The following is a 21,825-nucleotide window of genomic DNA, read 5'->3' on the forward strand; positions in this document are numbered from 1 at the left end:
CCGTGCGGAGGATGAGGATGAGGATGCTGGAGCGGATCGTGGTGGACGAGGCCGTGCGGGAGCTGCGTCCCGACTTCGCCGTCCTCGTCATGACCGCCGAGGGGCTGGAGAACGGTCCGAGCGACGAGGCCGGCGAGGCATGGCTGGCCGAGGCGGCGCGGGCCGCGGACGCGGACGACCCGCACGTCGAGGCGTGGCGCGAGGCCTACCGGGCGTTCGGGGCCAAGCCGCAGCGCACCCGCCCCTCGGTGGACGCGCTGCTGCGCCGCGCCGACGCGCTCCCGGCCATCAACAGGGTCGTGGACGCCTACAACGCGGTGAGCGTCGAGTACGCGCTGCCCATCGGCGGCGAGGACCTCGACGCCTACCAGGGCCCGGCGCGGCTGGTCAGGGCCACCGGCGACGAGCCGTTCGACGTGATCGCCGGCGGCGAGCCCGCGGTCGAGCACCCGAACCCCGGCGAGGTCGTCTGGCGGGACGACCAGGGCGTCACCTGCCGGCGCTGGAACTGGCGCCAGTGCGTCCGGACGCGGCTGACGGAGACCGCGAAGAACGGCCTGTTCCTCCTCGAACGCCTTGAGCCGTACCCCCTGGACCGGCTGGCCGAGGCCGGCGACCGGCTCGCGGAGCGGCTGCGGACGGTCTCGCCCGGGGTGCGGATCGAGACCAGGCTGATCGGCGGGCGGTGATGGTCACGGTTCTCGCCCTGGCCGCCGCCCTCGCCTACGGCGTCGCCGACTTCCTCGGCGGCACCGTCACCCGCGGGTCGACCGCGATCAGAGCGCTGACCTGGTGCGTTCCGATCGGGCTGGCGGTCGTGCTGGTGTCGGCGCTGCTCACCGGAGGGGACGTGAGCCCCGGACCGATGGCCTGGGGTTTCGTGGCCGGCCTCTGCGGCGGCGGCGGATTGATCGCCTTCTACCGGGCCCTCGCGCGCGGGCCGATGAGCGTGGTGGCCCCGGTGTCGGCGCTGGCCGCCGCCGTGATCCCGGTCGCCGTGGGCGTCGCGCAGGGCGAGCGGCTCGACGCGTCCGTCCTGTTCGGCGTCCTGCTCTGCCTCGTCGCGATCGGCCTGGTCAGCATGGAGGCGAACGGCGAGAAGGAGGCCGCGCCGGGTGCGACCGGGAGGCGGCTCCTGGACTCGGGCCCGGTGATGGCCGGCCTGTCCGGCAGCTGCTTCGGCGTCTTCTTCGTCCTGCTGAAGGAGGCGGGGGACGGCACCGGTCTCTGGCCGATCGTCGGCGCCCGCCTCGGCAACCTCGCCATCGTGGCCGTCGCGCTGCTCTTCCTGGCGGCCCGCGGCGCGAACGCGGGCCCGAGGCTGTCCGGACGGACGCTGATCGTGCTGGCGCTGCTGTCCGGGAGCCTGGACGCGGGGGCGAACGTGCTGTACTTCCTCGCGGTCCACAACGGCATGCTCAGCCTCGCGGCCGTCCTCACGTCCCTCTACCCGGCGATCACCGTCCTGCTGGCGAGAGTCGCCTACAGTGAGCGCCTGCGGGCCGTCCAGCGCGTCGGCATGGCCGTCGCCGTCGCCGGCGTGGCCCTCGTCACGGTCGGCTGACGGTTCCCGCCGCCCGCCGGCCCGTGCGCGCGCAACGCCTTCGCGGTCCGGGGGCTACCGGTTCGGTCGCGATGTGGGGAAGATCGCCGGTAGAAGCGGCTCTCGGCTGCTCGGAAGGAGCCCGCCATGGCCAGGGACAGGATCGCTGAGCTTCGCGACCACCTCCTAGGAGCCGCCGGGGACTTTCCCGGCGCCGTCCGCGTGGGCGTCGTCGAGGAGGAGCCGGGCATGTTCAGCGTCGAGCTGGAAAGCGGGGAGGAGTTGTTCGTGGCCATCGCCGCCGTCGTCGTCTGAAGTCGGGTGGACGCTGTTTCGCCGGGGTATTGCCCGGCCCCGGGGGCGTCCATCCCGAGCTCATTCCCGGCCAGAGAACGGCACGAGGCAATTCACCGCCCGGCCTCACCGTTGAGGAGCGGTTTCTCTTGGTTATGAGGACGCCGGAGTCCGTCGAATTCCCTGAACCGCGCGGCGGTCTGGTTGATCTCTGGAAACGGGGGCGTTCGGCGGTGTATGCATGATCCGTCGCTCGTGGACGGTCAGGGGAGGGCAATGCGTGCCGGGCTGAGACTGGCGGACAGGTACCGGCTCGACTCCCTCCTGGGACGCGGTGGGATGGGCGAGGTGTGGCGCGGCCTGGACGAGCGGCTCGGCCGCTCGGTCGCGGTCAAGATCCTCACGGCGCCCGCGGGGGCGGACGCCCGGCTGATCAGCCGGTTCCGCCGGGAGGCGGAGATCATGGCCCGGCTCCGCGACCCGGGAATCATCGTCGTCCACGACGTCGGTGAGGACGGGCATCAGCTGTTCCTGGTGATGGAGCTCCTCGACGGGGAGGATCTGTCCGCGGTGCTGAAGCGCCACCCGCGGGGCCTGCCGGCCGACCGGGCGAGGCGGCTGGCGGCGGGGATCGCCGAGGCGCTGCACGCGGCTCACCGGCAGGGGGTGGTGCACCGCGACGTCAAGCCCGCCAACGTGATGGTCCGCCCCGGTGACCGGGTGACCGTCATGGACTTCGGAATCGCCCGCTATGCCGACCAGGTCACGGAACTGACCGGCAGCGCGATCCTGGGGACGCCCGCGTACATGGCGCCGGAGCAGTTCGAGAAAGGGCACGAGCCGACGCCGCAGACGGATCTGTACGCGCTGGGCGGGGTGCTGTTCGCCCTGCTCACCGGCCGGAAGCCGTTCAACGAGGACAGTCTGCGCGCGCTGATCCGGGAGATCGTCCTCACCGACCCGCCGAGGCCGCGTGATGTGCGTCCGGACGTCCCCGCGGATCTCGACGAGCTCGCGCACGCGCTGCTCGCCAAGGACCCGCGGGACCGGCCACCGGACGCCCGCGCCGTCGCCGAGCGGCTCCGTGCCACTCCCGCGCCCCAGCGGGCGGCGGCGAGGCCGTCGGCGCCGGGGCGGGAGTCCGTCCCGGAGCCGGCGCCGCCCCCGGCTTCCTCTCCGCCCCCGGGCCGGGAAACGAGGCCGGTCGTGGAGGCCCCGACGGTGCGGGCGTCTTCGGCGATCGCCGGGGATCAGCCTTCCCCGATCTCCCTCAGGGCCTGGCTCCTGACGGCGGCCGGGATTCTCGCCGTGATCACGGGCGGCGGGTTCCTGCTGCAGAACCCCATGGGGCTCTGGGTGGAGGACGGGAAGTTCTCCGCGCTTCCTGCGTGCGGCCGTCTCCCGACGCCCAGCATCCAGGACGCGAAGGTCTCTCTGACGAGAAGTCCGCAGGGCACCAAGGACGCGCTGGAGTGCACCTGGTCGACCCTGCCCAAGGACTTCGCCGACAGGGGGAGCATTTCCGTCGCGTTCAAGCGGTACGGCAAGAAGAACTGGAAGTCGGGAGACGACAACGCGCACGCGGCGTTGATGAGCGCCCGTGGTGGCGACTTCCTCCCCGGGATAGGGGACGAGGGGCACTACATCGCTCCCCCGTCCGACTTCGATGAGCCGCAGTTGATGATCCGCGTCGACAATCTCACGGCTGACATCAGCATCAGCGACAGTGAACAGCAGGACGTCACCGAGAAGAACGAGGCCGCTTATGCCAAACAGCTCGCAGCGGCTCTTCTGAAGAAGTCCGCGCGCTGACCAGAGCGACAGACCTCAGTGGGCCAAGTGGTACCGCACATGAGGGACGCCATCCGTAGCGAGGAACGGCCAGAGACCGGCAGCGGAGACGAGAAAGCGCTGAGGGCGGGACCACGGGTCCCGCCCTCAGCGCGTCTGGCCGGTGGACGGCCATCTGGATGGCGGTGGTGGTGGGATTCGAACCCACGGAAGCTTGCACTTCACACGCTTTCGAGGTCTGCGGCTCCCCGTCCTCCCATGATCGGCGGAGTACTCCGCACTCGCTCATGCGATGGTCAACCCACGCGGAACCGACCACTGTCCGTGGCCAGACGGCCATGAGCGGGCCCGAACGAACCCCGGACAGCGGCCTACTGAGACTGGAAGTGAGACTGATCAACGCCCGCTCCGGCCGGGGTGAGCTAAGCCAACGGATTGACAGTCCCACCGTCGAACGTTTCTGGCCTGGTACTTCTCCCCATGCTGCCGAATCTCGGCGCGCATTCTGCAAGCTCGCCACTACCGAAAGAGGCTGTACGGGGTCTGTCACGGACCGAAGCGTTCGGAGAGGTCGCGCCACGGTGAGCCGGTCCGGCCCCGTCACCAGATCACGTCGAAGAGCTGACGCCGGCCCTGTGGCCTGCGGCCCATCGTGGGCAGGGGCGGCCACCGCTTCCAGTTGCCGCCACTGCCGGTCGGTCAGATCGCCCCGCGCCCACCGCAAGATCGTTCCACGACCCTGGGTAGGCGCATCACCGGCGCGGGGACGGCCGACGGGGCGGCGCACGTGTGTGTCGTCGTCGGGAGTCAGTCCCGCGACCGTAGGTTGGCGGTGTGAGCGAGCAGGAGACCCGGAGTGACCCGCGTGGCAGCGCCACGCACGTGATGGTGCTGTCGGTGCTGCTCGCGGTGCCGGTGCTGAAGCTGGCCCGGACCCTTGGCAGCGGTGACGCCGCCCGGGATGTGGTCGATGTGACGGGCCCGGCGAACTTGCTCGACATCGTCACCGGCACGTTCCTGAACGAGCCGCTGCTGGTAACCGTGCTGGCCGTGGTCGCCTCCCGCGCCACCTACCTCTACTACGCCCGCCGTGGCGGGGCCGCCGCCCGCCAAGGCACCCCGCCGGCCGGGTCTGCCGCGTCCGCCGCGATCGCCCCGGCCGGCCTGGCCGCGGCCATCGGCGCCGCCTACGGCCTGTGGCGGGGCGTGGCCTGCGGTGTCCTTGGCTACCTCATGCGTCTGGGCGTGGTGGTCGAGTTCGCCACAGGCCGACGTCACGCCGTCACCGGCAAACGTTCCGGGACACGGGCCGAGACCTCCGCCCAGCGCGCGGCGGATGCCGTGAGGAACATCGGGATCGTCCTCGGCCGATCGTGCTGCCTGTGCTCGCCTTCACCGCCGCTTTGAACGGAAAGTCCTGGTCCAGCGTGGTGCAGTGCGACGTCAACACTGGCACCGGCCCCCAGCGCGACCGGATGATCGAGCTGCAACGGCAGCCCAGCGGCGTCGTCGGCTGGGACATCGACCGCGACGAAGTGGCCAACGGAACCTACTGCGCCGTCGACCCCGACGACGTGATCCGCGCCCCGTGGCGGCGCAGCTGAACTCCAGCTGACGTATTCCGAACAAGCCTCAGGGCAGATCCGTGTTCGATGGATTTCGGCGAGGGCTACCGGGCACCGGGTCAGGCACGGGGCTCTCCTGAGGCGGCTCCCGCGGTGCGGCCGGACGCGAGGTCGATGATCCGGCGCCAGTTCACGGGCGGGGCGGGAACGGTGACGCCGGGGCGGTCGCGCGGCACCTGGACGCGCAGCGCGCCCGGGCGCAGCGTGCATGCGACCGGCGTCGGCATCCGAAAGGCTTCGCCGTCCACCGCCACGGGGATCTCGTCCGCGTCGGAGGTCACCTCAACCCGGTGCGCGGTCATGACGGTCACCTCCGGGGACCGCGAGCCCCGCAGGGCCAGGTCCGCGGCCTGTGCCGCGTCTTCCACCCGGATCCCGATCACGCCCAGCTCGCCGCCGTCGAGCCGGGCCCGGCGGTCCGCGCCGCCGAGATCGTCGAGCGAGGCATACGGGTTGTTGCTGACCAGCAGTGCCTGCTGGGACAACAGCACCGTGCCGTCGATTCGCGCGTTGAGGCGCTGGCCCCCATCGCTGACCAGCAGGTCCGGCATGAGCCTCAGTGTCGTGCCCGCCTTGTCGTCGCGGTACCCGGGCTGCTGCACGATTTCGGCGTACATCCCGAACGAGACCGTGTTGACGAATGCTCGGCCCGCGACATCGCCGAGGTCGATCCGCAGTTCCTCACCGTCGGTCAGCGCGTCGAGGCAGCGCGCCGGGTCGGTGCGGTCGAGACCCAGGTCCATGGCGAAGTGGTTGCGAGTGCCGGCGGAGACCACGAGGTACGGCAGGTCGTGTTCGGCGGCGACCGCCGCGACCAGCGCCTGGGTGCCGTCGCCGCCCGCCACTCCGAGCAGGTCCGCTCCTTCGGCGACCGCCTCACGGGCCAGCTCGGCGACGTCGGCCGGGGCGGACGGGTCGAGCAGGATCACCCGCGCGCCGAGTTCCTCCGCCCGCTCGACCAGCCCGAACCTGACGACCTTCCCGCCCCCGGACTTCGGATTCATGATCAGGACCGGCCGCTCCGGCCGGGGCGCAGCCGCCACCTGCCGCGCTCGCTCCGGAGCCGACCTGCGCAGCGCCTCCCGGGCGCAGGCCAACGTCAAAGCCCAGCAGCCCCCCAAGAGCAACGCCAGGATCCACAGACCATCGAAGGTGAACAGCGCCAGGACGGCGACGGGCGCTGCGACCGCGACGAGCGCCCCAAGCAGCCGGACCACGCCCCGGTGCGCCAGGAACCACCACACACCGACAGCACAGACGATCAGGCCGAGGAACTCGGCCCCGACGACCACCAGCCCGCCCTCTCCCAGTGCCAGCACCAGCACGACCACGACACCGATCGCCGCCAGCACCGCCAAACGCGCCAACAGTCGCGCGGCCGCGCCTCCTCCCGAGCCCGTCATCCGGACCCCTCCCTTGTCGTCCTGACCCACGCCGCACTTCACCTCCCAGCCCGGCCTACCCACCAACCTTGCCCGCCCAAAGACCCTCAAGACCTGACAGCTCCACCGGCACCCGAGGACCCTTGTGCCCACACACGGTGGAAATGGAGTCCGGCACAACACGTCTCTAGGCACTCGATCAGCCCTGACGCGTCGGATGGCTCCTCACCATCGCATCGATCAGGAAGTCCGGCGGCTGAGGTCAGGTGGGTCGGCCCGGAGAGGCCGCATGCCCGGCCCGGGTGGCCGGGGTCGCCCTTGAACTGGTACCGGAATGTCCTCAGCAGGGCAGGTGTGGGCCGCACTGACCTGGATGGTTAAGGAAGTCACAACGCCTGAGCCGACAAGGGATACTTCTTCACCCATCATGGGGTGGTCGAGCGCCGCCATGGCCAAGCGGTACCAGCACATGAGCGATGTCATCCGAAGCGACCTCGCCGAGCGTGTGGCAGGGCTCCTCTGGGAGCCCGCCGAGGATTACGACGACGCCCCTGAGGGGAGCCATGGGGCGGCCTGAAAGCGGCAACTGAGATGAGAAAGCGCTGAGGGCGGGACCATGGGTCCCGCCCTCAGCGCGTCTGGCCGGTGGACGGCCATCTGGATGGCGGTGGTGGTGGGATTCGAACCCACGGAAGCTTGCACTTCACACGCTTTCGAGGCGTGCGCCCTCGTCCACTAGGCGACACCACCGCGGGAGAGCCTACCCGACTCTGCGGCGGGCGAAGAACTCGATAAGCGGGGCGGCGCACTCGTCGGCCATCACTTCGGCGATCACTTCGGGGCGGTGGTTGAGGCGCCGGTCGCGGACGACGTCCCACAGCGAACCGACCGCGCCCGCCTTCGGGTCGACCGCGCCGTAGACCACGCGGTCCAGCCGGGCCTGGACGGTGGCCCCCGCGCACATCGTGCACGGCTCCAGCGTCACGACGAGCGTGCAGCCGGACAGCCGCCACCCGCCGAGGGCCGCCGCCGCCCGCCGCATCGCGACGATCTCCGCGTGGCCGGTCGGGTCGGCGGTCCGCTCGCGCTCGTTGCGGCCCGTTCCGATGATCTCGCCGGACGCGTCCAGGACGACGGCGCCGACCGGGATCTCGCCGTCCTCGGCCGCCTCGCGGGCCTCGTCGAGGGCCCGGAGCATCGCCGGCCGGTACGTCGCGACGACCGGATCGCGCGCGTCAGTCACGGAGGCGGTCGAACTCCTCGCCGAACCCGGCCTGCTCGGCGACGGTGAGGAGGGCGTCGCCGGGCAGCGCGCGCTCGCCGAGCTCGCCGAGCCGCCCGGCGTCGACCCCGAGGTCCTCCAGCAGGGCCGCGTCGCCCGCGGCGTCGCCGTCGGGCACCTCGCCGACGAGCTGCTGGAACAGCGAGCCGAGCCCGTCCTCGCGGACGGCGGAGATGAAGGGGCGCGGCTCGTCGTCGCGGTCGAGCCGGACGACCGCGAACCAGTCGTCGTCCTGCTCGACCAGCAGCACGACCGGGTCGCCGTAGGACTCGACGGCGGCCTCGCGCATCAGGTCGGCGACGTCGTCGACGCTCTCCGCCTCGTCGAGCACGGCCTCGGTCCCGACCCAGCCCTGGGGGGTCTGCGCGAACACGGCGGCGAAGTAGGACACGTGCTCATTGTGACCCACGCGGTCCGCCCGCTCCCACCCCCCTGTGCGCCGGAATCGGCGGCCGGTGCCCGGAAGCGGTTGTGAACAAACTTCGCGTTCTTGTCCGGTGGCGGACGCCGGGCGTCCTTCCCTCGGTTCACAGGAGTCCGCATACTGCTCAGCGATCGCCATCCCGGGAGGAGTGCCATGGGTGCGGACGAACTGACCAGGCGCGGATTTCTGGCGGGGACGGCGGGCACCGCGGCGATCATCGCGGCGGGCGCCGCCTCCGGATCGTCCACCCAGGCCCACGCGGCGGAGCTGGCCGCCGCCAGGCGCGCCCCCGTCGCCGAGCTGCCCGATCCGGAGGAGTCCGGCATCGACCACATCGTCGTCGTGATGATGGAGAACCGGTCCTTCGACCACTACATGGGCTGGCTGCCCGGCGCCGACGGCCGCCAGGCCGGGCTCACCTTCACCGACGCCGGCGGCAACGCGCACGACACCCACCACCTGAAGGTGCCGTGGGGGTGCGGCTTCAACGACCCCGACCACTCCTACCAGGGCGGGCGAACCGAGTACAACGGCGGCGAGTGCGACGGATGGCTGCGCGCCGGCGACAACGACGTGTTCTCCATCGGCTACTACGAGGGCCCCGACCTCGGCTTCCACGGCCGCGCCGCCCTCGACTGGACGGTCTGCGACCGCTACTTCCCGGCGATCATGTCGTCCACGTTCCCCAACCGGATCTTCCAGCACGCCGGGCAGACCGACCGGACCTCCAACGCGCTGACGATCTCCGAGACGGCCACGATCTGGGACCGGCTCAAAGCCAGGGGAATCTCCTGCCGGTACTACTTCAGCGACGTGCCGTTCACCGCGCTGTGGGGCCTGCGGCACCTCGACATCAGCCGGAACATCGCCGAGTTCCGCGCCGACGCCCGCGCCGGGCGGCTGCCCGCGGTCAGCTTCGTCGAGCCCGGCTTCCTCGGCGAGCTGCTCCTGCCCGGCATGTCCGAGGACGAGCACCCGCTCGCCGACATCCGCTTCGGCCAGGCGTTCCTCAACGAGGTCTACACCGCGCTCGTCACCTCGCCGAACTGGCCCCGCACCCTGTTCGTCATCAACTACGACGAGTGGGGCGGGTTCTTCGACCACGTCCCGCCGCCGGAGGGCCCCGACCCGCGGCCCGACCTCGGCACCGGGCTGCGCGGCTTCCGCGTCCCCTGCCTGCTGATCTCCCCGCGGGCGCGGCGCGGCGCCGTCGCGCACGAGGTGTACGACCACACGTCCGTCCTGAAGGCGATCGAGTGGCGCTGGGGCCTGGAGCCGCTGACCGTGCGGGACGCGGCGGCCCGCAACATCGCCGAGGTCCTGAACTTCACCGACCCGCCCGACACGCGCGCGCCCCGCTACGACGCGAAGCGCCCGATCAGCCTCGGCTGCCTCGACCCGCAGCACAGCCACACCGGAGACGACTGGGCGGGGCTGAGCGACTACGCCCGGCGCAACGGCTTCCCTCGCGGGGCGTGACGGCGGGCATGGCGGCCGGAACGGCGGCGGGCGGATCAGGGGACGGCGTCGAGGGCGCGTTCGAAGGCCGGGGCGAAACCGATGCGGCCGGCGATGCTGAGGAGCATCTCGTCCGGGTAGAGCTCCAGGTCGCCGGAGATCGCCCCGAGCTCCATCTCGTCCAGCCCGAGGTCGGCGAAGATCGACATGTCGCCGACCGGGAGGACCTGGTCGAGTTCCTCCTCGTCCGGGATCGGGATGTCCAGGTACTCCAGCACCTGGCCGGCGAGCGGCCAGTCGACCGAGGCGGTGACGTCCGACAGGAACACCATGACCTCGTCGCCGAGCAGGCGGATCGCGACGAAGAAGTCGTCGCCGACCGAGACCAGCCCGACCGTGCCGCCGAGGCTCGGCTGCTGGCGCAGGGCATGGATCAGCCCCGCGAGGTCCTCGGTCAGCGCGACCGGAAGGATCTCGGCCTCCCAGCGCTCGTCTTCCCGATACACCACAACGGCGAAGTCCGTCGCGTCCACATCCGTCATTTCCACCCCACCGGCACGTCTCCTGCCAGGGCATGGTCGCAGATGCGGCGCGCACTCGCGTGCCCCACCACCAAACTCGCCGCCGCACCCGGAGGTGAAGCCGGGAGTCAGCGCCGATCACGGTGCCCGGCGGCATGAACCTAACCGATCCGGATCAATTGATGCGGAACGTGCGGCGGCGAAGTGCCGCGTGGATCCGCGCGCGGCGGGACCGGTGCGGCGTCACGCGGCGGCGCAGCTCGCGGGCCTCGGCGAGTTCGCGCAGGAAGACCGCCCTGCGGCGCAGGTGCTCGCGCACCTGCTCGGGGGAGATGTCGCCCTGCGGGCCGGGGCTCGGCGGGGCCTGTCCGCCTGTGACTTCGGTCACCGCGGAGTCGGGAGCCGGGGGCTCGGTATCGGGAGCCGAGGCGGGAGCGGGCGGATCGGGCGCGGATTCCCGGGCCCGCGAGCGGCCGCTCGGCTGCTGATCGCTCTCGCTGTTCATAGTGCCATCCTGCCCAGCTCAGCGGCGTCCTATCCTGGCCCCTCGGACCGCCCCGCGGGGTGGGCTACGGTGAGCGCATGCAGACCCTCGCCGTCGATCACCCCCTCGTCGCGCACAAGCTCACCACGCTGCGGGACGTCCGCACCGACTCTCCCACGTTCCGCCGCCTGGCCGACGAGCTGGTCACTCTGCTGGCCTACGAGGCGACCCGCGACGTCAGGGTCGCCGAGGCCACGGTGCGGACGCCCCTCGTCCCGGCGCGGGGCGTCCAGCTCGCGAGCCCGAAGCCGCTCGTCGTGCCGATCCTGCGCGCGGGCCTCGGGATGCTCGACGGGATGACGCGGCTGCTGCCCACCGCCGAGGTCGGCTTCCTCGGGATGATCCGGGACGAGGGCACCCTGCAGGCCCAGACCTACGCGACGCGGCTGCCGGACGACCTGTCCGGGCGGCAGTGCTACGTCCTCGACCCGATGCTCGCGACCGGCGGGACGCTCGCCGCCGCCATCCGCCTGCTGGTCGAGCGCGGCGCCGACGACGTCACGGCGCTCTGCCTCCTCGCCGCGCCCGAGGGGCTGAAGTACCTGGAGCAGGCTTTCTCCGACATCTCGGCGCCCATCAAGGTGGTCACGGCCGCGATCGACTCCCATCTCGACGAGCAGGGCTTCATCATGCCCGGCCTCGGAGACGCGGGGGACCGGCTCTACGGCGTCGTCTGACCCCTCGGGGGGGAGTCCGTTTCCCCGACGTGACCTGCGATGTTCGTTCCGGACGGCAGGGGGTACCACACCTCTACGGAACGCGAGCGCGCGTTCCCCTCCGCCGTCCCGGCACAGGGGACCGTCACGGACCGGGCGGCGCGAGCGAGCTTCGGGGACGGATGATGGCTCACCCAGGGGATGGCGACCTTCCGCGCTACGCCGAGATCGGGGAACGGCTCAGCGAGGAGTTCCACGAGATCCACAGCGCCGACACGGTGGAGCGGTGCGTCTCCGCCGCGCGGTACGGCGCCGAGGAGGTGACCGGATCGGCTCCGCCCGACCTCGTCGAGCGGATCGCGCGACGGCACCTGGAGGTGCTGGCGACGGTCGCGGCCGAGAAGCGCCGCAAGGCGCGCCGCTCCTCGCTGGACAACGCGCCCTGACCAGCAGGGGGGCGCAGCACGCCGTCGCGCTGCTTTGCCGCCCGTGTGGGCTGTGCGAAACTGAATCCGGGGTCCGTGGGTCAACGCTCCGGGAGGCAGCCGTGCCGGCCAAGAAGTACATCACGTGGGCCGCCGCGGCTTTCGTGGCGTTCTACGTCATCACGCAACCGGACGGCGCGGCCAGATCGGTGGAGAGCGCGGCAACGGGCCTCTCCTCCGCCGCCGACTCCATCACCACCTTCGTCAACTCGCTCGCCTGAGGTCGGCATGAGACTCGTCACCCCCGGCGACTCCGCGCCGGCGTCCGTCAACAAGTACCTGCTCCCCCACGAGAACCAGGTCATCACGGTGCGGCGCCACCCGGCCGTGCTGATGGTCCCGGTCGGCCTGCTGCTCGGCGGCCTGATCCTCGCGGGCCTGCTGAGCCAGACGCTCGCCGAGAACGGCGGCTCGGTCTTCAGCTGGGTCTGGTGGGGCTGGCTGATCCTCCTCGCCTGGTTCGTGTGGCGGGTCGCGGAGTGGTCCGTCGACTACTTCGTCATCACCAACCAGCGGATGCTGCTCACCACCGGGCTCATCACCCGCAAGGTCGCGATGATGCCGCTGGCCAAGGTCACCGACATGAGCTTCAAGCGGACGATCGCGGGCCGCATGCTCGGCTACGGCGAGTTCGTGCTGGAGTCCGCGGGCCAGGACCAGGCCCTCACGAACGTGCCCTTCCTGCCCTACCCCGAGCAGCTCTACCTCGAAGTCTGCGAAATGATCTTCCCGAACAAGAACCCGGCTCCCGAGGAGGCGCTGCCCCCGCCCCCGCCTCCGCGCCGGCCCCGCCCGGCGGAGGACGCCCCCGACGCCGACGCGCAGGACGCCCCCACCGCCACGCTGCCCAAGAACGACGATCCCGACGGGGAGATCTAGTTCTGCGACGCTCCTGAACGTCGAGAAGCCGGGCACCCGGAGTGCCCGGCTTCTCCGTTGACGCAGGGGGGCCGCAGAGGGGTCAGCGACCATCTGAGAGCATGCAGAGCGGCCTCGCGCCCCCCGGGACCCGTCACGGCCGCACCGCCGGCACCGGACCCGGCGATCCGCGGGCGGCGCCGGACCGATCCGGCTGGGAGCGATCCGGCTGGGAGCGATCCCAACCCCGCGCCGGGCGTCCGCTACTGGCCGGATCGCGTGATGGTCTGATCAATATCGGCGGTCTCTGCGATCTTGCCTGAAGGGTCGGATACCGTCGGCGAATGACGGATGTCGCGATCGACGGGAAGGAGCCGGCGGCGCGAACCGGCGGATCTCGCCGAAGCGCCGTGCGCGCGGGCCCTCCGGCCGGTCGCTTCTCCTGTCGCTTCCTTGCTCTCGATGTGTGATAACCCGCAATGTGCAATCATGTCGGCACCCCAGCCGCCTGTTTACTTCCGCTAAGTGAGTCCACATGCCGGGTCCAGGCAACGTCGGCGAACGTGTCCGCAACCTGCGGCTGACCAGACGCTTGTCGCAGGCACAGCTCGCCGGTCACGACCTTTCCGACAGCTACATCTCTTTGATCGAGTCGGGCAAGCGCACGCCGACGCCCACTGTTCTGCGGATGCTGGCCGAGCGTCTCGGCTGCACTCCCGAATACCTCGCCGAGGGCGTCGAGCCCGAGCAGCGCGCCCACCTCGAGGTGCGGGAGCGCCACGCCCATCTGGCGCTCCTGCGCGGCGACCCCGCCACGGCCGAGGCCGGATTCGACGAGGTGATCGCCCGCAGCGACGACCCCGACCTCACGGCCCGCGCCCGGCTGGGCCGCGCCCGCGCCCTTGAGGAACTGGGCCGCACCGACCGCGCGATCGCGCTGTTCGAGGAGCTGCGCGAGCAGGCCGAACGCGACCCGGGCCGGGCGAGCTGGCTGCCTCCGGTGATCGCGCTGGCCCGGTCGTACCACACCGTCGGCGACCTGGGGCAGGCCGTCGCGCTCGGCGAGCGCGCCCTCGCACGGCTGGAGCGGCTCGGCCTGCACGCAGGCCACGAGTACACCGAGGCCGGACGCATCCTGCTGCTCGCCTATGTGGATCGCTCCGATCCCGTCCGCGCGCACGAGCTCGGGCGGCGCCTCCTGCACCTTGGAGGGTCCGCGGACGCCGAGCCGCTGAGCGCCCACTACCAGCGGGCCAGCATGCGCGCGCTGGACGAGGGGGCGGTCGGCGACTCCCTGTACTTCGCCGACCAGGCCCTCGCCGCCCGTACGGACGCGACCCCGACGCAGGCCCACGCACGCCTCGCCCTCGCCGGAGCCAAAGCGCTGCTCAGGGGCGTCGAGCCGTTCTCCGCCGTCGCCCCGCCCGGCGCGGTGCCGTCAGGCGAGTACGGGTTCGAGCGCCCGCGCCAGGAAGGGTCCCGTGAGGCGGCCCAGGAGGCGCTGACCCTGCTCCAGGACGCGACCGGCCTCGACGACGCCGAGTCCACCGAAAGCACCATCGCCAAGGCCCGCGCGCTCGTCCTCGTCGGCGAGCTGGACGAGGCGATCGCCGCGCTCGAACAGTTCCTCGACACCGGTATGGCCCTCTCCGCCCCCGCGAACGGGCAGGGCATGGCGCCCCAGCCCGCCAACGAGCATGGCGTCCGCACCCAGAAGACCGTTCTGGCGCGCCTGGTCCTGGCTCGCGCAAGGGTGGCCCAGGGCAACACCACGGCCGCCCAGGTCGTCCTTCGCGCCGCCTCGGAACAACTGGCGACCCTTCCCGAGGGACGTCCCGCGGCGCACCTCTACAGGGAGCTCGGCGAACTGTACGAACTCATCGAATCCCCCGACAGCGCCGCCACCGCCTACCGCCAGGCCCTGGAAGCGGCAGGCCTGTCGGTCTTCAACCGCGTCCCCCTGAGCACCCGGCACTAGACCGCTCGTCCCTCGGCGGACGAGGTCGTCGCGATCACGTGGCCGCCTCGTCTCCGGTCGCGTGTGTACCGTCACATTCGATCGCCGACCTGGGCTGTGACCTGCGGTGTCGGTGCCGCCCGGACGCCTCCGCGGGCCGCGGCCCGAGGGGCGGAATAGATCAGGGGTCGCGGATGTCGTACTCTTCAGACATGGGATGACTGGTTGACTGGAGGTTCGGGTGACTCTGCGGACGGCGCGGCGGTCGTCGCTGGTCGACCAGGTGATCGACCAGCTCCGGGAGGAGATCACCGGGGGCGGGTGGCCGGTGGGCGCCAAGATCCCGCCGGAGCCGGTGCTGTCGGAGACGCTCGGGGTCGGGCGCAACACCGTCCGCGAGGCGGTGCGGGCGCTGACCCACGCGGGGCTCCTGGAGAGCCGCCAGGGCGACGGGACGTACGTGCGCGCCACGAGCGAGCTGTCCGGAGCCGTCCGGCGGCGGCTGGAGACCGCGGAACTCGTCGAGATCCTGGAGGTCCGGCGGGGGTTCGAGGTGGAGGCCGCCAGGCTCGCCGCCACCCGGCGCACGGACGCCGACACCGCCGCCATCGCGGTCGCCCTCGCGCGCCGGGACGCGGCATGGGCGGCGGGCGAGCACTCGGCGTTCGTCGAGGCCGACCTCGAGTTCCACACCGCCGTCGTCGAGGCCACCCACAACCGCGTCCTGACCGACCTCTACCGCGACTTCAGCGCGGCGCTCCGGGCCAGCATCGGCGCGGCCGGGAGCCTGCTCGAACACGCCGACGTCCCGCACGGCCCCATCGCCGCGGCCATCGAGGCGGGGGACGCCGACGCCGCCACCCAGGCGACCCACGCGTGTCTCGACCAGATCCTGGCCTCGACCGTCCCCCTGTCCGGGACGGCTCCGCAGGAGACCTAGCGCGGCGAGTGCAAGCCCGCACCATGACCGGGGGCGTGACCCGCCCACCCCATGGGCGGCCGTCGTGGTGCCCGGCGACCGGGCGCCGGAACGCGGCGGAACCGGCTTGAGGCAGCAGAACCTGCGCCCGAAAGCGACCGAAGAACAGCGAAGGTGACATGAAGAGCTCTACGACTCCGGGTTCCCGGGCGGCGGCCGTGTGGTCGCTCGCCGGCCTGGTCCTGCTGACGATCAACCTGCGCGCCGCGATCACGGGGATCTCGCCGGTGCTCGGCGACCTGCGGGACGCGTTCGGGCTGTCGGGGGCGGAGGCCGGCGTCCTCACCACGCTGCCGGTGCTGTGCCTGGGCGTGTTCGCGGCCGTCGCGCCGGTCGTGGCGCGGCGGTTCGGCACCGAGACCGCGATCGCCGGCTCCCTCGTCATGATCACGGCGGGGATCGTGCTGCGGGTGGTGCAGTCCCCGGTCTCGCTGTTCTTTGGAACGGTCCTTGCAGGGGCGGGAATCGCGATGGGCAACGTCCTCATGCCGGCCGTGATCAAGCGCGCGTTCCCGTCCCGCCTGGGCTCGCTGACCGGGCTCGCGATGATGCTGATGGCGGCCAGCGGCGCGGTCGCCGCCGGGCTCGCGGTGCCGCTGGAGGCGGCTGGCGGCTGGCGGCTCGCGCTCGCCGTCTGGGCCGTCCCGTCGCTGGTCGCCGCGCTCGTGTGGGGCCCGCTCGCGCTGCGGGGCCGCCGCGCCCCGACGCCGCCGGTCACCGCCCCGCGCGGCGGAGGCTCCCTGCTGCGCTCCCCGACGGCCTGGTTCGTCGCCGCGTTCATGGGCCTGGCGTCGCTGATGTTCTACGTGCTGCTGTCGTGGCTGCCGGAGATCATGCGCGACGCCGGCCACCCGGCCGCCACCGCCGGGATGATGGTCTCCACCATGATGATCGTCGGGATCCCGCTGGGCTTCCTGGTGCCGGTGTTCGCCGCCCGCCTGCGCGACCAGCGCCCCCTCGTGGCCGCCGTCGCGGTGGTCATGGTCGTCGGCCTGGTCGGGCTGCTGCTCGCCCCGTCCGCCGGATGGACGTGGGTCGTGATCCTCGGTGTCGGCACCGGCAGCGCGTTCCCGCTGGCCTTCACGCTGCTCAGCCTCCGCTCGCCGAGCCCGTCCACGGCCGCGAGCCTGTCGGGGATGGCGCAGACGGGCGGCTACCTCCTCGCCGCGGCCGGTCCGCTCGCGGTCGGCGTGCTCCACGAGGCCACGAGCGGCTGGAACGTGCCACTGGCCCTGCTGCTCGTCCTGGTGGTCCCGGAGGCCGTGGTCGGGCTGCTGGCCGCGCGCCCCGGGTTCGTCCGCCCGGCCGCGCCGGCGCCGCTGGTCGAGCCGAAGGCCCTCCCGGCGCCGGAGCCCGCCCGCGCCCGCTGATCAGGAGAAGTCGAACGCGTCCAGGTCGAGCACGCGCGCGTGCAGGACGAGCCGCTGGTGCAGCGCGGCCCGGAGCGCCCTGTGCAGGCCGTCCTCCAGGTAGAGCTCGCCATGCCACTGGACCACGTGGGGGAACAGATCGCCGTAGAACGTGGAGTCCTTCGACAGCAGCGACTGGAGATCCATCTCCCGTTTGGTGCTGACGAGCTGGTCGAGGCGGACCTGGCGAGGCGGGATCTTGGCCCAGTCCCGGGACGAGAGACCGTGCTCTGGATAGGGCCTTCCTTCACCCACCGCCTTGAAGATCACCCTTCGAGTCTACGGGCTCGCCAGTGCGCGGAGAAGGCGCTCAACAACTCGCGTCACTCTGCTTTCCACGTCCGGTAAACCAGTTACCGCCCAGCTCAACCCGTCCGTGACTTAGCACCGGACGGGCGGCGTGCGGCCGTTCACGACTGGTGCTCGGACCAGATGTAGGCGCCGGGAAGCAGCTCGGCCACGGGCACGACGCGCAGACCGCCGCCCATGTCGACGATGACGCGGATGGACGGGAAGTAGTCGAGGAGGACCTGCCGGCACCGCCCGCAGGGAGACATCACCCCGCGGTCGCCGCTCCCGACCGCGACGACCGTGTCCAGCTGGTGCGCGCCCTGGGCGGCGGCCGCGCCGATCACGGCCAGCTCCGCGCACGGGCCCCCGGTGAAGTGGTAGACGTTCATGGCCGTGACGATCCGCCCGTCGCGTGCGCGAGCGGCGGCCGCCACCGTGTGCTCGTCGCCTCGGTTGCACTCCGCGGCGACCCGTCCGGCCACGTCTACGAGTTCCTGGTCGACCGTCATGTCGGGTGAGGCTACTCATGGGCAGGTGAGCGCGCGATGATCCGGCGCCACCTGCTCGGTGCGATGCGTCCACCGCCGCGGCGGCAGGTGCACCTGCCGCCGGTGATGGAGATCAGGCGGTGGCCGGCAGGACGATGACCTTGCCCGGGAGGGTGCCCGCGGCGGCCCTGGCGTGGACCGACGGCAGCTCCTCCAGCGGGACGCGCTCGGCGACGTCGACGGCCAGCTCGCCGCGGTCCACGCGCGCGACGAGTTCCGACAGCTGCCCGGCGTCGCTGCGGACGTACAGGTCGACGCCTCGCACGCCGCGCTCCTCGTCGGCCGGGGCGGGCATCCACACGGTGGTGCTGACCACGACGCCTCCGTCGCGGACCAGCCCGGCCAGCGCCGCGAACGCGGCGGGGTCGATCGGCGCGAGATTGAGCAGGACGTCGACCGGCTCGGTCACCGCGGCGGTCACCTCGGTGGCGGTGTGGTCGATGACCTCGTCGCCGCCAGCCGCCCTGACGCGCTCGGCGCTGCGGGGGCTGCCGGTCGCGATCACGTGGGCGCCGGCCGCCTTGGCCAGCTGCACCGCGTAGCCGCCCACGGCCCCGCCGGCGCCGTTGATCAGGATCCGCTGCCCGGCCTTCAGCCCGGCGTGCTCGTGGAGCGCCTGCCATGCGGTGAGACCGACCAGGGGCAGTGCGGCCGCGTCGGCGAGCGGGATGCTCACCGGAGCCGCGGCCAGGCTCTCGGCGGGGGCGAGGACGTAGTCAGCCGCCGCGCCGTCGTCGACGAACGGCAGGAAGCCGACGACCTGGTCGCCGGTTTCAAGGCCGCTCACGCCCTCGCCGAGTGCGTCGACCGTCCCCGCGACGTCCAGGCCGGGGACGTGCGGCAGGGTCAGCGGCATCGGGCCCTGCATGAAGCCCGCGCGGATGTTGCCGTCGACGCCGTTGAAGGTCGTCGCGGCGACGCGCACCCGCACCTGCCCGCCGCCCGGCACCGGCCGGTCGACGTCCTCGTAGCGGAGGACGTCGGGCTCGCCGTACTCGTGGAATCGAACCGCCTTCATCCGGGTTCCCTCGCTCTCGATCCGTAAAGTGCTTCGAATCCGAAGCACTGCGGTCACCGTAACAGTGCTTTGAATCCGAAGCAAGTGCTTCGAAGATGAAGCAAGCGGTAGGATGGCGCCATGCCCGACACGCCGCCGCCCCCCGACGCCGTCCAGCTGGGCGCGTACTTCGCCCTCATGGAGGTGGCGGGCCTGCTCCGGCACGCGGTCGAGCAGCAGCTGCGCGAGGCCGGAGATCTCAGCTACGTCCAGTTCCAGCTGCTGGCGCACCTCGGGCTCGACTCGCCGAGCGGCAGCAAGCGCATGACCGACCTGGCCGACGGCGTCGTGTACAGCCGCAGCGGACTGACCTATCAGGCCGGCCTGCTCGAGAAGGCGGGCCTGGTCGCGCGCACGCGCTCCGCGGACGACGACCGGGGCGTCACGGTCACGATCACCGATGCCGGGCGGGCGCTGCTCGCCAAGGTGCTCCCCGGCCACACCGAGGTCCTCAACCGGCAGCTCTTCCAGCCGCTGTCGCGCCAGGACACCGAGGCCCTGGCCGGCCTGCTGTCGCCGGTGCGCGACCACATGCGCTCGGCGCCGCCCCGCTCGGCGGCGCCCCGCCGTCAGAAGTAGCGCCGGGCGGGGGTCAGTCCTCGATCACCTGCGGGGTTCTCGGGAGGCCGGTCACCGAGGTCACCGCCGAGTACAGGCCGGTCGTCGCGGTGATGAACAGGCGGTTGCTCTTCGCGCCGCCGAAGGTGATGTTGGAGACGGGCTCGGGGACGCGGATGCGCCCGATGAGGGTGCCGTCAGGGGCGTAGGGGCCGCCGAACCCGTCCGCGACGAGGCGGACCTCGCCGGTCGCCGGGTCGGCACGGTAGACGTTGCAGGCGCCGATCTCGCTCTCGGCGCGGTGCCCCTCGTAGTCGCTGGTGATGCCGAAGTCGGGGTCGGAGAACCAGATCGACCCGTCGGTGCGCACGACCGCGTCCTTCGGGCTGTTGAGGCGCCGGCCCCGTAGCGGTCGGCGATGACGGTGACGGCGCCGTTCGGCTCGGTCCTGGTCACCCGCCGGTCGCCCTGCTCGCAGGTGACCAGCTTGCCCCGCCCGTCGAGGGTGTCGCCGTTGCTGTGCCCGGCCGGAGCGCGGAACGCCGAGACGGCGCCGGTCGCCTCGTCCCAGCGCAGCATGCGGTCGCTGGGGATGTCGCTCCAGATCAGCTGCCGCCGCGCGGGGAGGTAGAGGGGGCCCTCGGCCCAGTGCGCGTCCGAGTGGAGGTGTTCGAGGTGCTGGTCGCCGTGGCAGCAGCGTCCGGTGCGGAAGCGCTCGTCCAGAACCTCGTCCATCCCGTCGTCGGCTTCCTTGGGCACGGTTCTCTCCCAGGCCGATGTGACTGAAGCTTGTTCAAAGCAAGTTCGGGATGATCGTACGCGATACAGTCATCTTGTGAGGAACCTGGATGACATCGATCGTCAGCTGCTGGAACTCCTCCAGCAGGACGCCACCCGGTCCTACGCGGCGCTCGGCACGGCGGTGGGCCTGTCGGCCGGAGCCGTCCACGAGCGGGTCCGGAAGATGCGCGAGCGGGGCGTCATCCGGCGGACCAGAGTGGACGTGGAGCCGGCCGCGCTCGGCCAGGGCGTGCTGGCCTTCGCTCTGATCGACTCCTCGGTCTGGATGGGCGACCGCGCCGCCGAGTTCGCGGCCATTCCGGAGGTGCAGGAGGCCCACGTCGTCGCGGGCAGCGCGTCCGTGCTCGTCAAGGTGCGGACGTCGACGACCGCGCGGCTCCAGGACGTCCTGCGGCGCCTCTACGACATCCAGGGCGTCAGCGGCACGAAGGCGACGGTCGTCCTGGAGACGTTCTTCGAACGCCCCATCTCCCCGATCGGCCAGTGACACCGCCGCCGACCGCGGCCGGAACCGGTGTGACCACTTCGGGGTCGAAGCCGAGATCGCGCTGGACCAGATCCGCGAAGCCCGCGCGGAGTTGGCCGACGAAGCCGGTCAAGCCGACGAAGAGGGCTAGGAGCAGGGGCGCGAGAGAGCCGGCGCGGCTGGAGGCACTGAAAAGGGCGGCACCCACGGGTGCCGCCCTCAAAGAGTTCCGCCTGGTCAAGCAAGCGGAGGATGCGAGATTCGAACTCGCGAGCGCTTGCACGCAACACGCTTTCCAAGCGTGCGCCCTAGGCCACTAGGCGAATCCTCCACGGCGAAGCCTACCGGTTCCCGGGCAGTGACCTGACATCAATAACGGCGCCGACCGGGATCGGTCCGTAGACGTGGGGGAACAGTTCGTCCCCGGCGGGCTCGTAGCGAACGGGCGCGTCGAGGCGGGAGACGTCGATGACCAGCAGGACCAGGTCGTCGCGGCGGACGCCTCCGTAGAAGCGGCCCAGGACGCCCTCCACCTGGGCGATGTCGGACGAGCAGTGGATGAAGCCCTCCTCGTCCAGGGTCCGGCCCAGCGTGGACATGGTGTACGCCACGCCGGTGCTCCGGGCGGATTCCCAGTGGGGTCGTTCGGCGATGTGCAGGAGCGTGTCCTGGGGAGAGGCGGGCATGGGCGGAGACTACGCCGGAAAGCGTGGCGATCCTGGGCCGGGGATGCCATAGACTCGGGGCAGACCCCTCGCACGGCGTCACCCTGTGAACCTCCCCAGGGCCGGAAGGCAGCAAGGATAAGCAGGCTCTGGCGGGTGTGCGGGGGGTCCCTTGGTTTGACGGCGACCGGTCCGCGACGACCGGTCCACGGCGACACGGCGCTTCTGACG

Annotated in this window: 25 protein-coding genes, 2 tRNA genes, 1 other RNA gene and 2 pseudogenes; 17 read left to right on the forward strand and 13 right to left on the reverse strand. The window is 71.8% G+C overall.

Annotation, left to right across the window (positions count from 1 at the left end; all coding sequences use genetic code 11):
* The first annotated feature begins 11 nt into the window (after positions 1–11).
* The 6 genes from ACQEU6_RS29695 (at position 12) to ACQEU6_RS29720 (ending at position 5,232) form a co-directional block, all read left to right on the forward strand.
* Positions 12–689 carry a B3/B4 domain-containing protein gene (locus ACQEU6_RS29695; RefSeq protein WP_499336347.1) on the forward strand — a complete coding sequence of 226 codons (678 nt, stop codon included), beginning with the start codon at positions 12–14 and terminating at the stop codon, positions 687–689.
* Positions 689–1,564 carry an EamA family transporter gene (locus ACQEU6_RS29700; protein ID WP_499340380.1) on the forward strand — a complete coding sequence of 292 codons (876 nt, stop codon included), beginning with the start codon at positions 689–691 and terminating at the stop codon, positions 1,562–1,564. The genes ACQEU6_RS29695 and ACQEU6_RS29700 overlap by 1 nt, the downstream gene beginning before the upstream one ends.
* Before the next feature lie 126 nt (positions 1,565–1,690).
* Positions 1,691–1,858 carry a hypothetical protein gene (locus tag ACQEU6_RS29705; RefSeq protein ID WP_499336348.1) on the forward strand — a complete coding sequence of 56 codons (168 nt, stop codon included), beginning with the start codon at positions 1,691–1,693 and terminating at the stop codon, positions 1,856–1,858.
* Positions 1,859–2,113: 255 nt separating this feature from the next.
* On the forward strand, positions 2,114–3,649 hold the full coding sequence (locus tag ACQEU6_RS29710) for a serine/threonine-protein kinase (RefSeq protein ID WP_499336349.1): 1,536 nt from the start codon (positions 2,114–2,116) through the stop codon (positions 3,647–3,649).
* Positions 3,650–4,462: 813 nt separating this feature from the next.
* On the forward strand, positions 4,463–5,035 hold the full coding sequence (locus tag ACQEU6_RS29715; protein WP_499336350.1) for a hypothetical protein: 573 nt from the start codon (positions 4,463–4,465) through the stop codon (positions 5,033–5,035).
* Positions 5,011–5,232 (forward strand): hypothetical protein, encoded by a 222-nt coding sequence (locus tag ACQEU6_RS29720; RefSeq protein ID WP_499336351.1) that lies wholly within the window; start codon positions 5,011–5,013, stop codon positions 5,230–5,232. Before ACQEU6_RS29715 ends, ACQEU6_RS29720 begins: the two co-directional genes overlap by 25 nt.
* 80 nt (positions 5,233–5,312) lie before the next feature.
* Here the strand turns inward: ACQEU6_RS29720 and ACQEU6_RS29725 are convergent, their stop codons facing one another.
* The 4 genes from ACQEU6_RS29725 to ACQEU6_RS29740 all read right to left on the reverse strand — a co-directional run bounded on the left by ACQEU6_RS29725 (position 5,313) and on the right by ACQEU6_RS29740 (position 8,308).
* On the reverse strand, positions 5,313–6,656 hold the full coding sequence (locus ACQEU6_RS29725) for a diacylglycerol/lipid kinase family protein (RefSeq protein ID WP_499336352.1): 1,344 nt from the start codon (positions 6,654–6,656) through the stop codon (positions 5,313–5,315).
* Positions 6,657–7,297: 641 nt separating this feature from the next.
* A tRNA-Ser gene (locus tag ACQEU6_RS29730) sits at positions 7,298–7,385 on the reverse strand.
* A gap of 10 nt (positions 7,386–7,395) precedes the next feature.
* Positions 7,396–7,833, reverse strand: coding sequence for a tRNA adenosine(34) deaminase TadA (gene tadA / locus ACQEU6_RS29735; RefSeq protein ID WP_499340382.1), 438 nt, complete (start codon positions 7,831–7,833; stop codon positions 7,396–7,398).
* 37 nt (positions 7,834–7,870) lie between these two features.
* Positions 7,871–8,308 (reverse strand): tRNA adenosine deaminase-associated protein, encoded by a 438-nt coding sequence (locus ACQEU6_RS29740; RefSeq protein ID WP_499336353.1) that lies wholly within the window; start codon positions 8,306–8,308, stop codon positions 7,871–7,873.
* Between the two features lie 186 nt (positions 8,309–8,494).
* Between ACQEU6_RS29740 and ACQEU6_RS29745 the strand changes: the two genes are divergently transcribed.
* Positions 8,495–9,820 (forward strand): alkaline phosphatase family protein, encoded by a 1,326-nt coding sequence (locus ACQEU6_RS29745; RefSeq protein WP_499336354.1) that lies wholly within the window; start codon positions 8,495–8,497, stop codon positions 9,818–9,820.
* A gap of 35 nt (positions 9,821–9,855) precedes the next feature.
* Here the strand turns inward: ACQEU6_RS29745 and ACQEU6_RS29750 are convergent, their stop codons facing one another.
* Positions 9,856–10,341, reverse strand: a complete 486-nt coding sequence (locus ACQEU6_RS29750; protein WP_499336355.1) for a tRNA adenosine deaminase-associated protein — start codon at positions 10,339–10,341, stop codon at positions 9,856–9,858.
* Between the two features lie 154 nt (positions 10,342–10,495).
* The gene (locus ACQEU6_RS29755) at positions 10,496–10,708 is read right to left on the reverse strand and encodes a hypothetical protein (protein ID WP_499336356.1); all 213 of its coding nucleotides are present in this window, start codon (positions 10,706–10,708) and stop codon (positions 10,496–10,498) included.
* Positions 10,709–10,902: 194 nt separating this feature from the next.
* Here ACQEU6_RS29755 and upp point away from each other — a divergent pair, with 194 nt between their 5' ends.
* The 7 genes and pseudogenes from upp (at position 10,903) to ACQEU6_RS29790 (ending at position 17,169) form a co-directional block, all read left to right on the forward strand.
* On the forward strand, positions 10,903–11,541 hold the full coding sequence (gene upp, locus ACQEU6_RS29760) for a uracil phosphoribosyltransferase (protein WP_499336357.1): 639 nt from the start codon (positions 10,903–10,905) through the stop codon (positions 11,539–11,541).
* Between the two features lie 164 nt (positions 11,542–11,705).
* Entirely contained in the window at positions 11,706–11,966 is a 261-nt protein-coding gene (locus tag ACQEU6_RS29765; RefSeq protein ID WP_499336358.1) for a hypothetical protein, read from the forward strand.
* A gap of 101 nt (positions 11,967–12,067) precedes the next feature.
* On the forward strand, positions 12,068–12,226 hold the full coding sequence (locus ACQEU6_RS29770) for a hypothetical protein (protein ID WP_499336359.1): 159 nt from the start codon (positions 12,068–12,070) through the stop codon (positions 12,224–12,226).
* 7 nt (positions 12,227–12,233) lie between these two features.
* A pseudogene (locus ACQEU6_RS29775) lies at positions 12,234–12,743 on the forward strand (PH domain-containing protein); the annotation flags it as partial.
* A gap of 655 nt (positions 12,744–13,398) precedes the next feature.
* Positions 13,399–14,841 carry a helix-turn-helix domain-containing protein gene (locus ACQEU6_RS29780; RefSeq protein ID WP_499336360.1) on the forward strand — a complete coding sequence of 481 codons (1,443 nt, stop codon included), beginning with the start codon at positions 13,399–13,401 and terminating at the stop codon, positions 14,839–14,841.
* Positions 14,842–15,061: 220 nt separating this feature from the next.
* On the forward strand, positions 15,062–15,760 hold the full coding sequence (locus ACQEU6_RS29785; protein ID WP_499336361.1) for a FadR/GntR family transcriptional regulator: 699 nt from the start codon (positions 15,062–15,064) through the stop codon (positions 15,758–15,760).
* A gap of 158 nt (positions 15,761–15,918) precedes the next feature.
* The gene (locus tag ACQEU6_RS29790) at positions 15,919–17,169 is read left to right on the forward strand and encodes a CynX/NimT family MFS transporter (protein ID WP_499336362.1); all 1,251 of its coding nucleotides are present in this window, start codon (positions 15,919–15,921) and stop codon (positions 17,167–17,169) included.
* Here ACQEU6_RS29790 and ACQEU6_RS29795 read toward each other — a convergent pair whose 3' ends face one another.
* The 3 genes from ACQEU6_RS29795 to ACQEU6_RS29805 all read right to left on the reverse strand — a co-directional run bounded on the left by ACQEU6_RS29795 (position 17,170) and on the right by ACQEU6_RS29805 (position 19,065).
* Positions 17,170–17,478, reverse strand: coding sequence for a type II toxin-antitoxin system VapB family antitoxin (locus tag ACQEU6_RS29795; RefSeq protein ID WP_499336363.1), 309 nt, complete (start codon positions 17,476–17,478; stop codon positions 17,170–17,172).
* A gap of 140 nt (positions 17,479–17,618) precedes the next feature.
* A complete protein-coding gene (locus tag ACQEU6_RS29800; RefSeq protein WP_499336364.1) occupies positions 17,619–18,008 on the reverse strand; it encodes a cytidine/deoxycytidylate deaminase family protein in 390 nt (129 codons plus the stop codon).
* Positions 18,009–18,120: 112 nt separating this feature from the next.
* Positions 18,121–19,065 (reverse strand): NADP-dependent oxidoreductase, encoded by a 945-nt coding sequence (locus ACQEU6_RS29805; RefSeq protein ID WP_499336365.1) that lies wholly within the window; start codon positions 19,063–19,065, stop codon positions 18,121–18,123.
* Positions 19,066–19,185: 120 nt separating this feature from the next.
* On the opposite strand from ACQEU6_RS29805, the gene ACQEU6_RS29810 reads away from it, so the two are divergent.
* Positions 19,186–19,683 (forward strand): MarR family winged helix-turn-helix transcriptional regulator, encoded by a 498-nt coding sequence (locus ACQEU6_RS29810; protein ID WP_499336366.1) that lies wholly within the window; start codon positions 19,186–19,188, stop codon positions 19,681–19,683.
* Between the two features lie 13 nt (positions 19,684–19,696).
* Here ACQEU6_RS29810 and ACQEU6_RS29815 read toward each other — a convergent pair whose 3' ends face one another.
* Complete coding sequence (locus ACQEU6_RS29815; protein ID WP_499340609.1) at positions 19,697–20,032, reverse strand: SMP-30/gluconolactonase/LRE family protein; 336 nt, start codon at positions 20,030–20,032, stop codon at positions 19,697–19,699.
* Between the two features lie 92 nt (positions 20,033–20,124).
* A pseudogene (locus ACQEU6_RS29820) lies at positions 20,125–20,397 on the reverse strand (SMP-30/gluconolactonase/LRE family protein); the annotation flags it as partial.
* A 100-nt stretch (positions 20,398–20,497) separates the two neighbouring features.
* Between ACQEU6_RS29820 and ACQEU6_RS29825 the strand changes: the two are divergent.
* The gene (locus ACQEU6_RS29825) at positions 20,498–20,950 is read left to right on the forward strand and encodes an Lrp/AsnC family transcriptional regulator (protein WP_499336367.1); all 453 of its coding nucleotides are present in this window, start codon (positions 20,498–20,500) and stop codon (positions 20,948–20,950) included.
* Positions 20,951–21,175: 225 nt separating this feature from the next.
* Here ACQEU6_RS29825 and ACQEU6_RS29830 read toward each other — a convergent pair.
* Both ACQEU6_RS29830 and ACQEU6_RS29835 read right to left on the reverse strand, forming a co-directional pair.
* A tRNA-Ser gene (locus ACQEU6_RS29830) sits at positions 21,176–21,260 on the reverse strand.
* Between the two features lie 10 nt (positions 21,261–21,270).
* Positions 21,271–21,615, reverse strand: a complete 345-nt coding sequence (locus tag ACQEU6_RS29835; RefSeq protein WP_499336368.1) for a DUF952 domain-containing protein — start codon at positions 21,613–21,615, stop codon at positions 21,271–21,273.
* A 59-nt stretch (positions 21,616–21,674) separates the two neighbouring features.
* Between ACQEU6_RS29835 and ffs the strand changes: the two genes are divergently transcribed.
* An RNA gene (gene ffs / locus ACQEU6_RS29840) (signal recognition particle sRNA small type) lies at positions 21,675–21,770 on the forward strand.
* Positions 21,771–21,825 lie beyond the last annotated feature (55 nt).

It is taken from the genome of Spirillospora sp. CA-108201, assembly GCF_050936235.1.
Lineage (GTDB): Bacteria > Actinomycetota > Actinomycetes > Streptosporangiales > Streptosporangiaceae > Spirillospora.

Excerpts from the sequence above, each read along its gene's own strand:
- ACQEU6_RS29695 (WP_499336347.1), top strand. The coding sequence starts at position 12 with ATGAGGATGAGGATGCTGGAGCGGATCGTGGTGGACGAGGCCGTGCGG.
- ACQEU6_RS29700 (WP_499340380.1), top strand. The coding sequence starts at position 689 with ATGGTCACGGTTCTCGCCCTGGCCGCCGCCCTCGCCTACGGCGTCGCC.
- ACQEU6_RS29705 (WP_499336348.1), top strand. The coding sequence starts at position 1,691 with ATGGCCAGGGACAGGATCGCTGAGCTTCGCGACCACCTCCTAGGAGCC.
- ACQEU6_RS29710 (WP_499336349.1), top strand. The coding sequence starts at position 2,114 with ATGCGTGCCGGGCTGAGACTGGCGGACAGGTACCGGCTCGACTCCCTC.
- ACQEU6_RS29725 (WP_499336352.1), bottom strand. The coding sequence starts at position 6,656 with ATGACGGGCTCGGGAGGAGGCGCGGCCGCGCGACTGTTGGCGCGTTTG.
- tadA (WP_499340382.1), bottom strand. The coding sequence starts at position 7,833 with ATGCTCCGGGCCCTCGACGAGGCCCGCGAGGCGGCCGAGGACGGCGAG.
- ACQEU6_RS29745 (WP_499336354.1), top strand. The coding sequence starts at position 8,495 with ATGGGTGCGGACGAACTGACCAGGCGCGGATTTCTGGCGGGGACGGCG.
- ACQEU6_RS29750 (WP_499336355.1), bottom strand. The coding sequence starts at position 10,341 with ATGACGGATGTGGACGCGACGGACTTCGCCGTTGTGGTGTATCGGGAA.
- upp (WP_499336357.1), top strand. The coding sequence starts at position 10,903 with ATGCAGACCCTCGCCGTCGATCACCCCCTCGTCGCGCACAAGCTCACC.
- ACQEU6_RS29765 (WP_499336358.1), top strand. The coding sequence starts at position 11,706 with ATGGCTCACCCAGGGGATGGCGACCTTCCGCGCTACGCCGAGATCGGG.
- ACQEU6_RS29780 (WP_499336360.1), top strand. The coding sequence starts at position 13,399 with ATGCCGGGTCCAGGCAACGTCGGCGAACGTGTCCGCAACCTGCGGCTG.
- ACQEU6_RS29790 (WP_499336362.1), top strand. The coding sequence starts at position 15,919 with ATGAAGAGCTCTACGACTCCGGGTTCCCGGGCGGCGGCCGTGTGGTCG.
- ACQEU6_RS29800 (WP_499336364.1), bottom strand. The coding sequence starts at position 18,008 with ATGACGGTCGACCAGGAACTCGTAGACGTGGCCGGACGGGTCGCCGCG.
- ACQEU6_RS29805 (WP_499336365.1), bottom strand. The coding sequence starts at position 19,065 with ATGAAGGCGGTTCGATTCCACGAGTACGGCGAGCCCGACGTCCTCCGC.
- ACQEU6_RS29810 (WP_499336366.1), top strand. The coding sequence starts at position 19,186 with ATGCCCGACACGCCGCCGCCCCCCGACGCCGTCCAGCTGGGCGCGTAC.
- ACQEU6_RS29835 (WP_499336368.1), bottom strand. The coding sequence starts at position 21,615 with ATGCCCGCCTCTCCCCAGGACACGCTCCTGCACATCGCCGAACGACCC.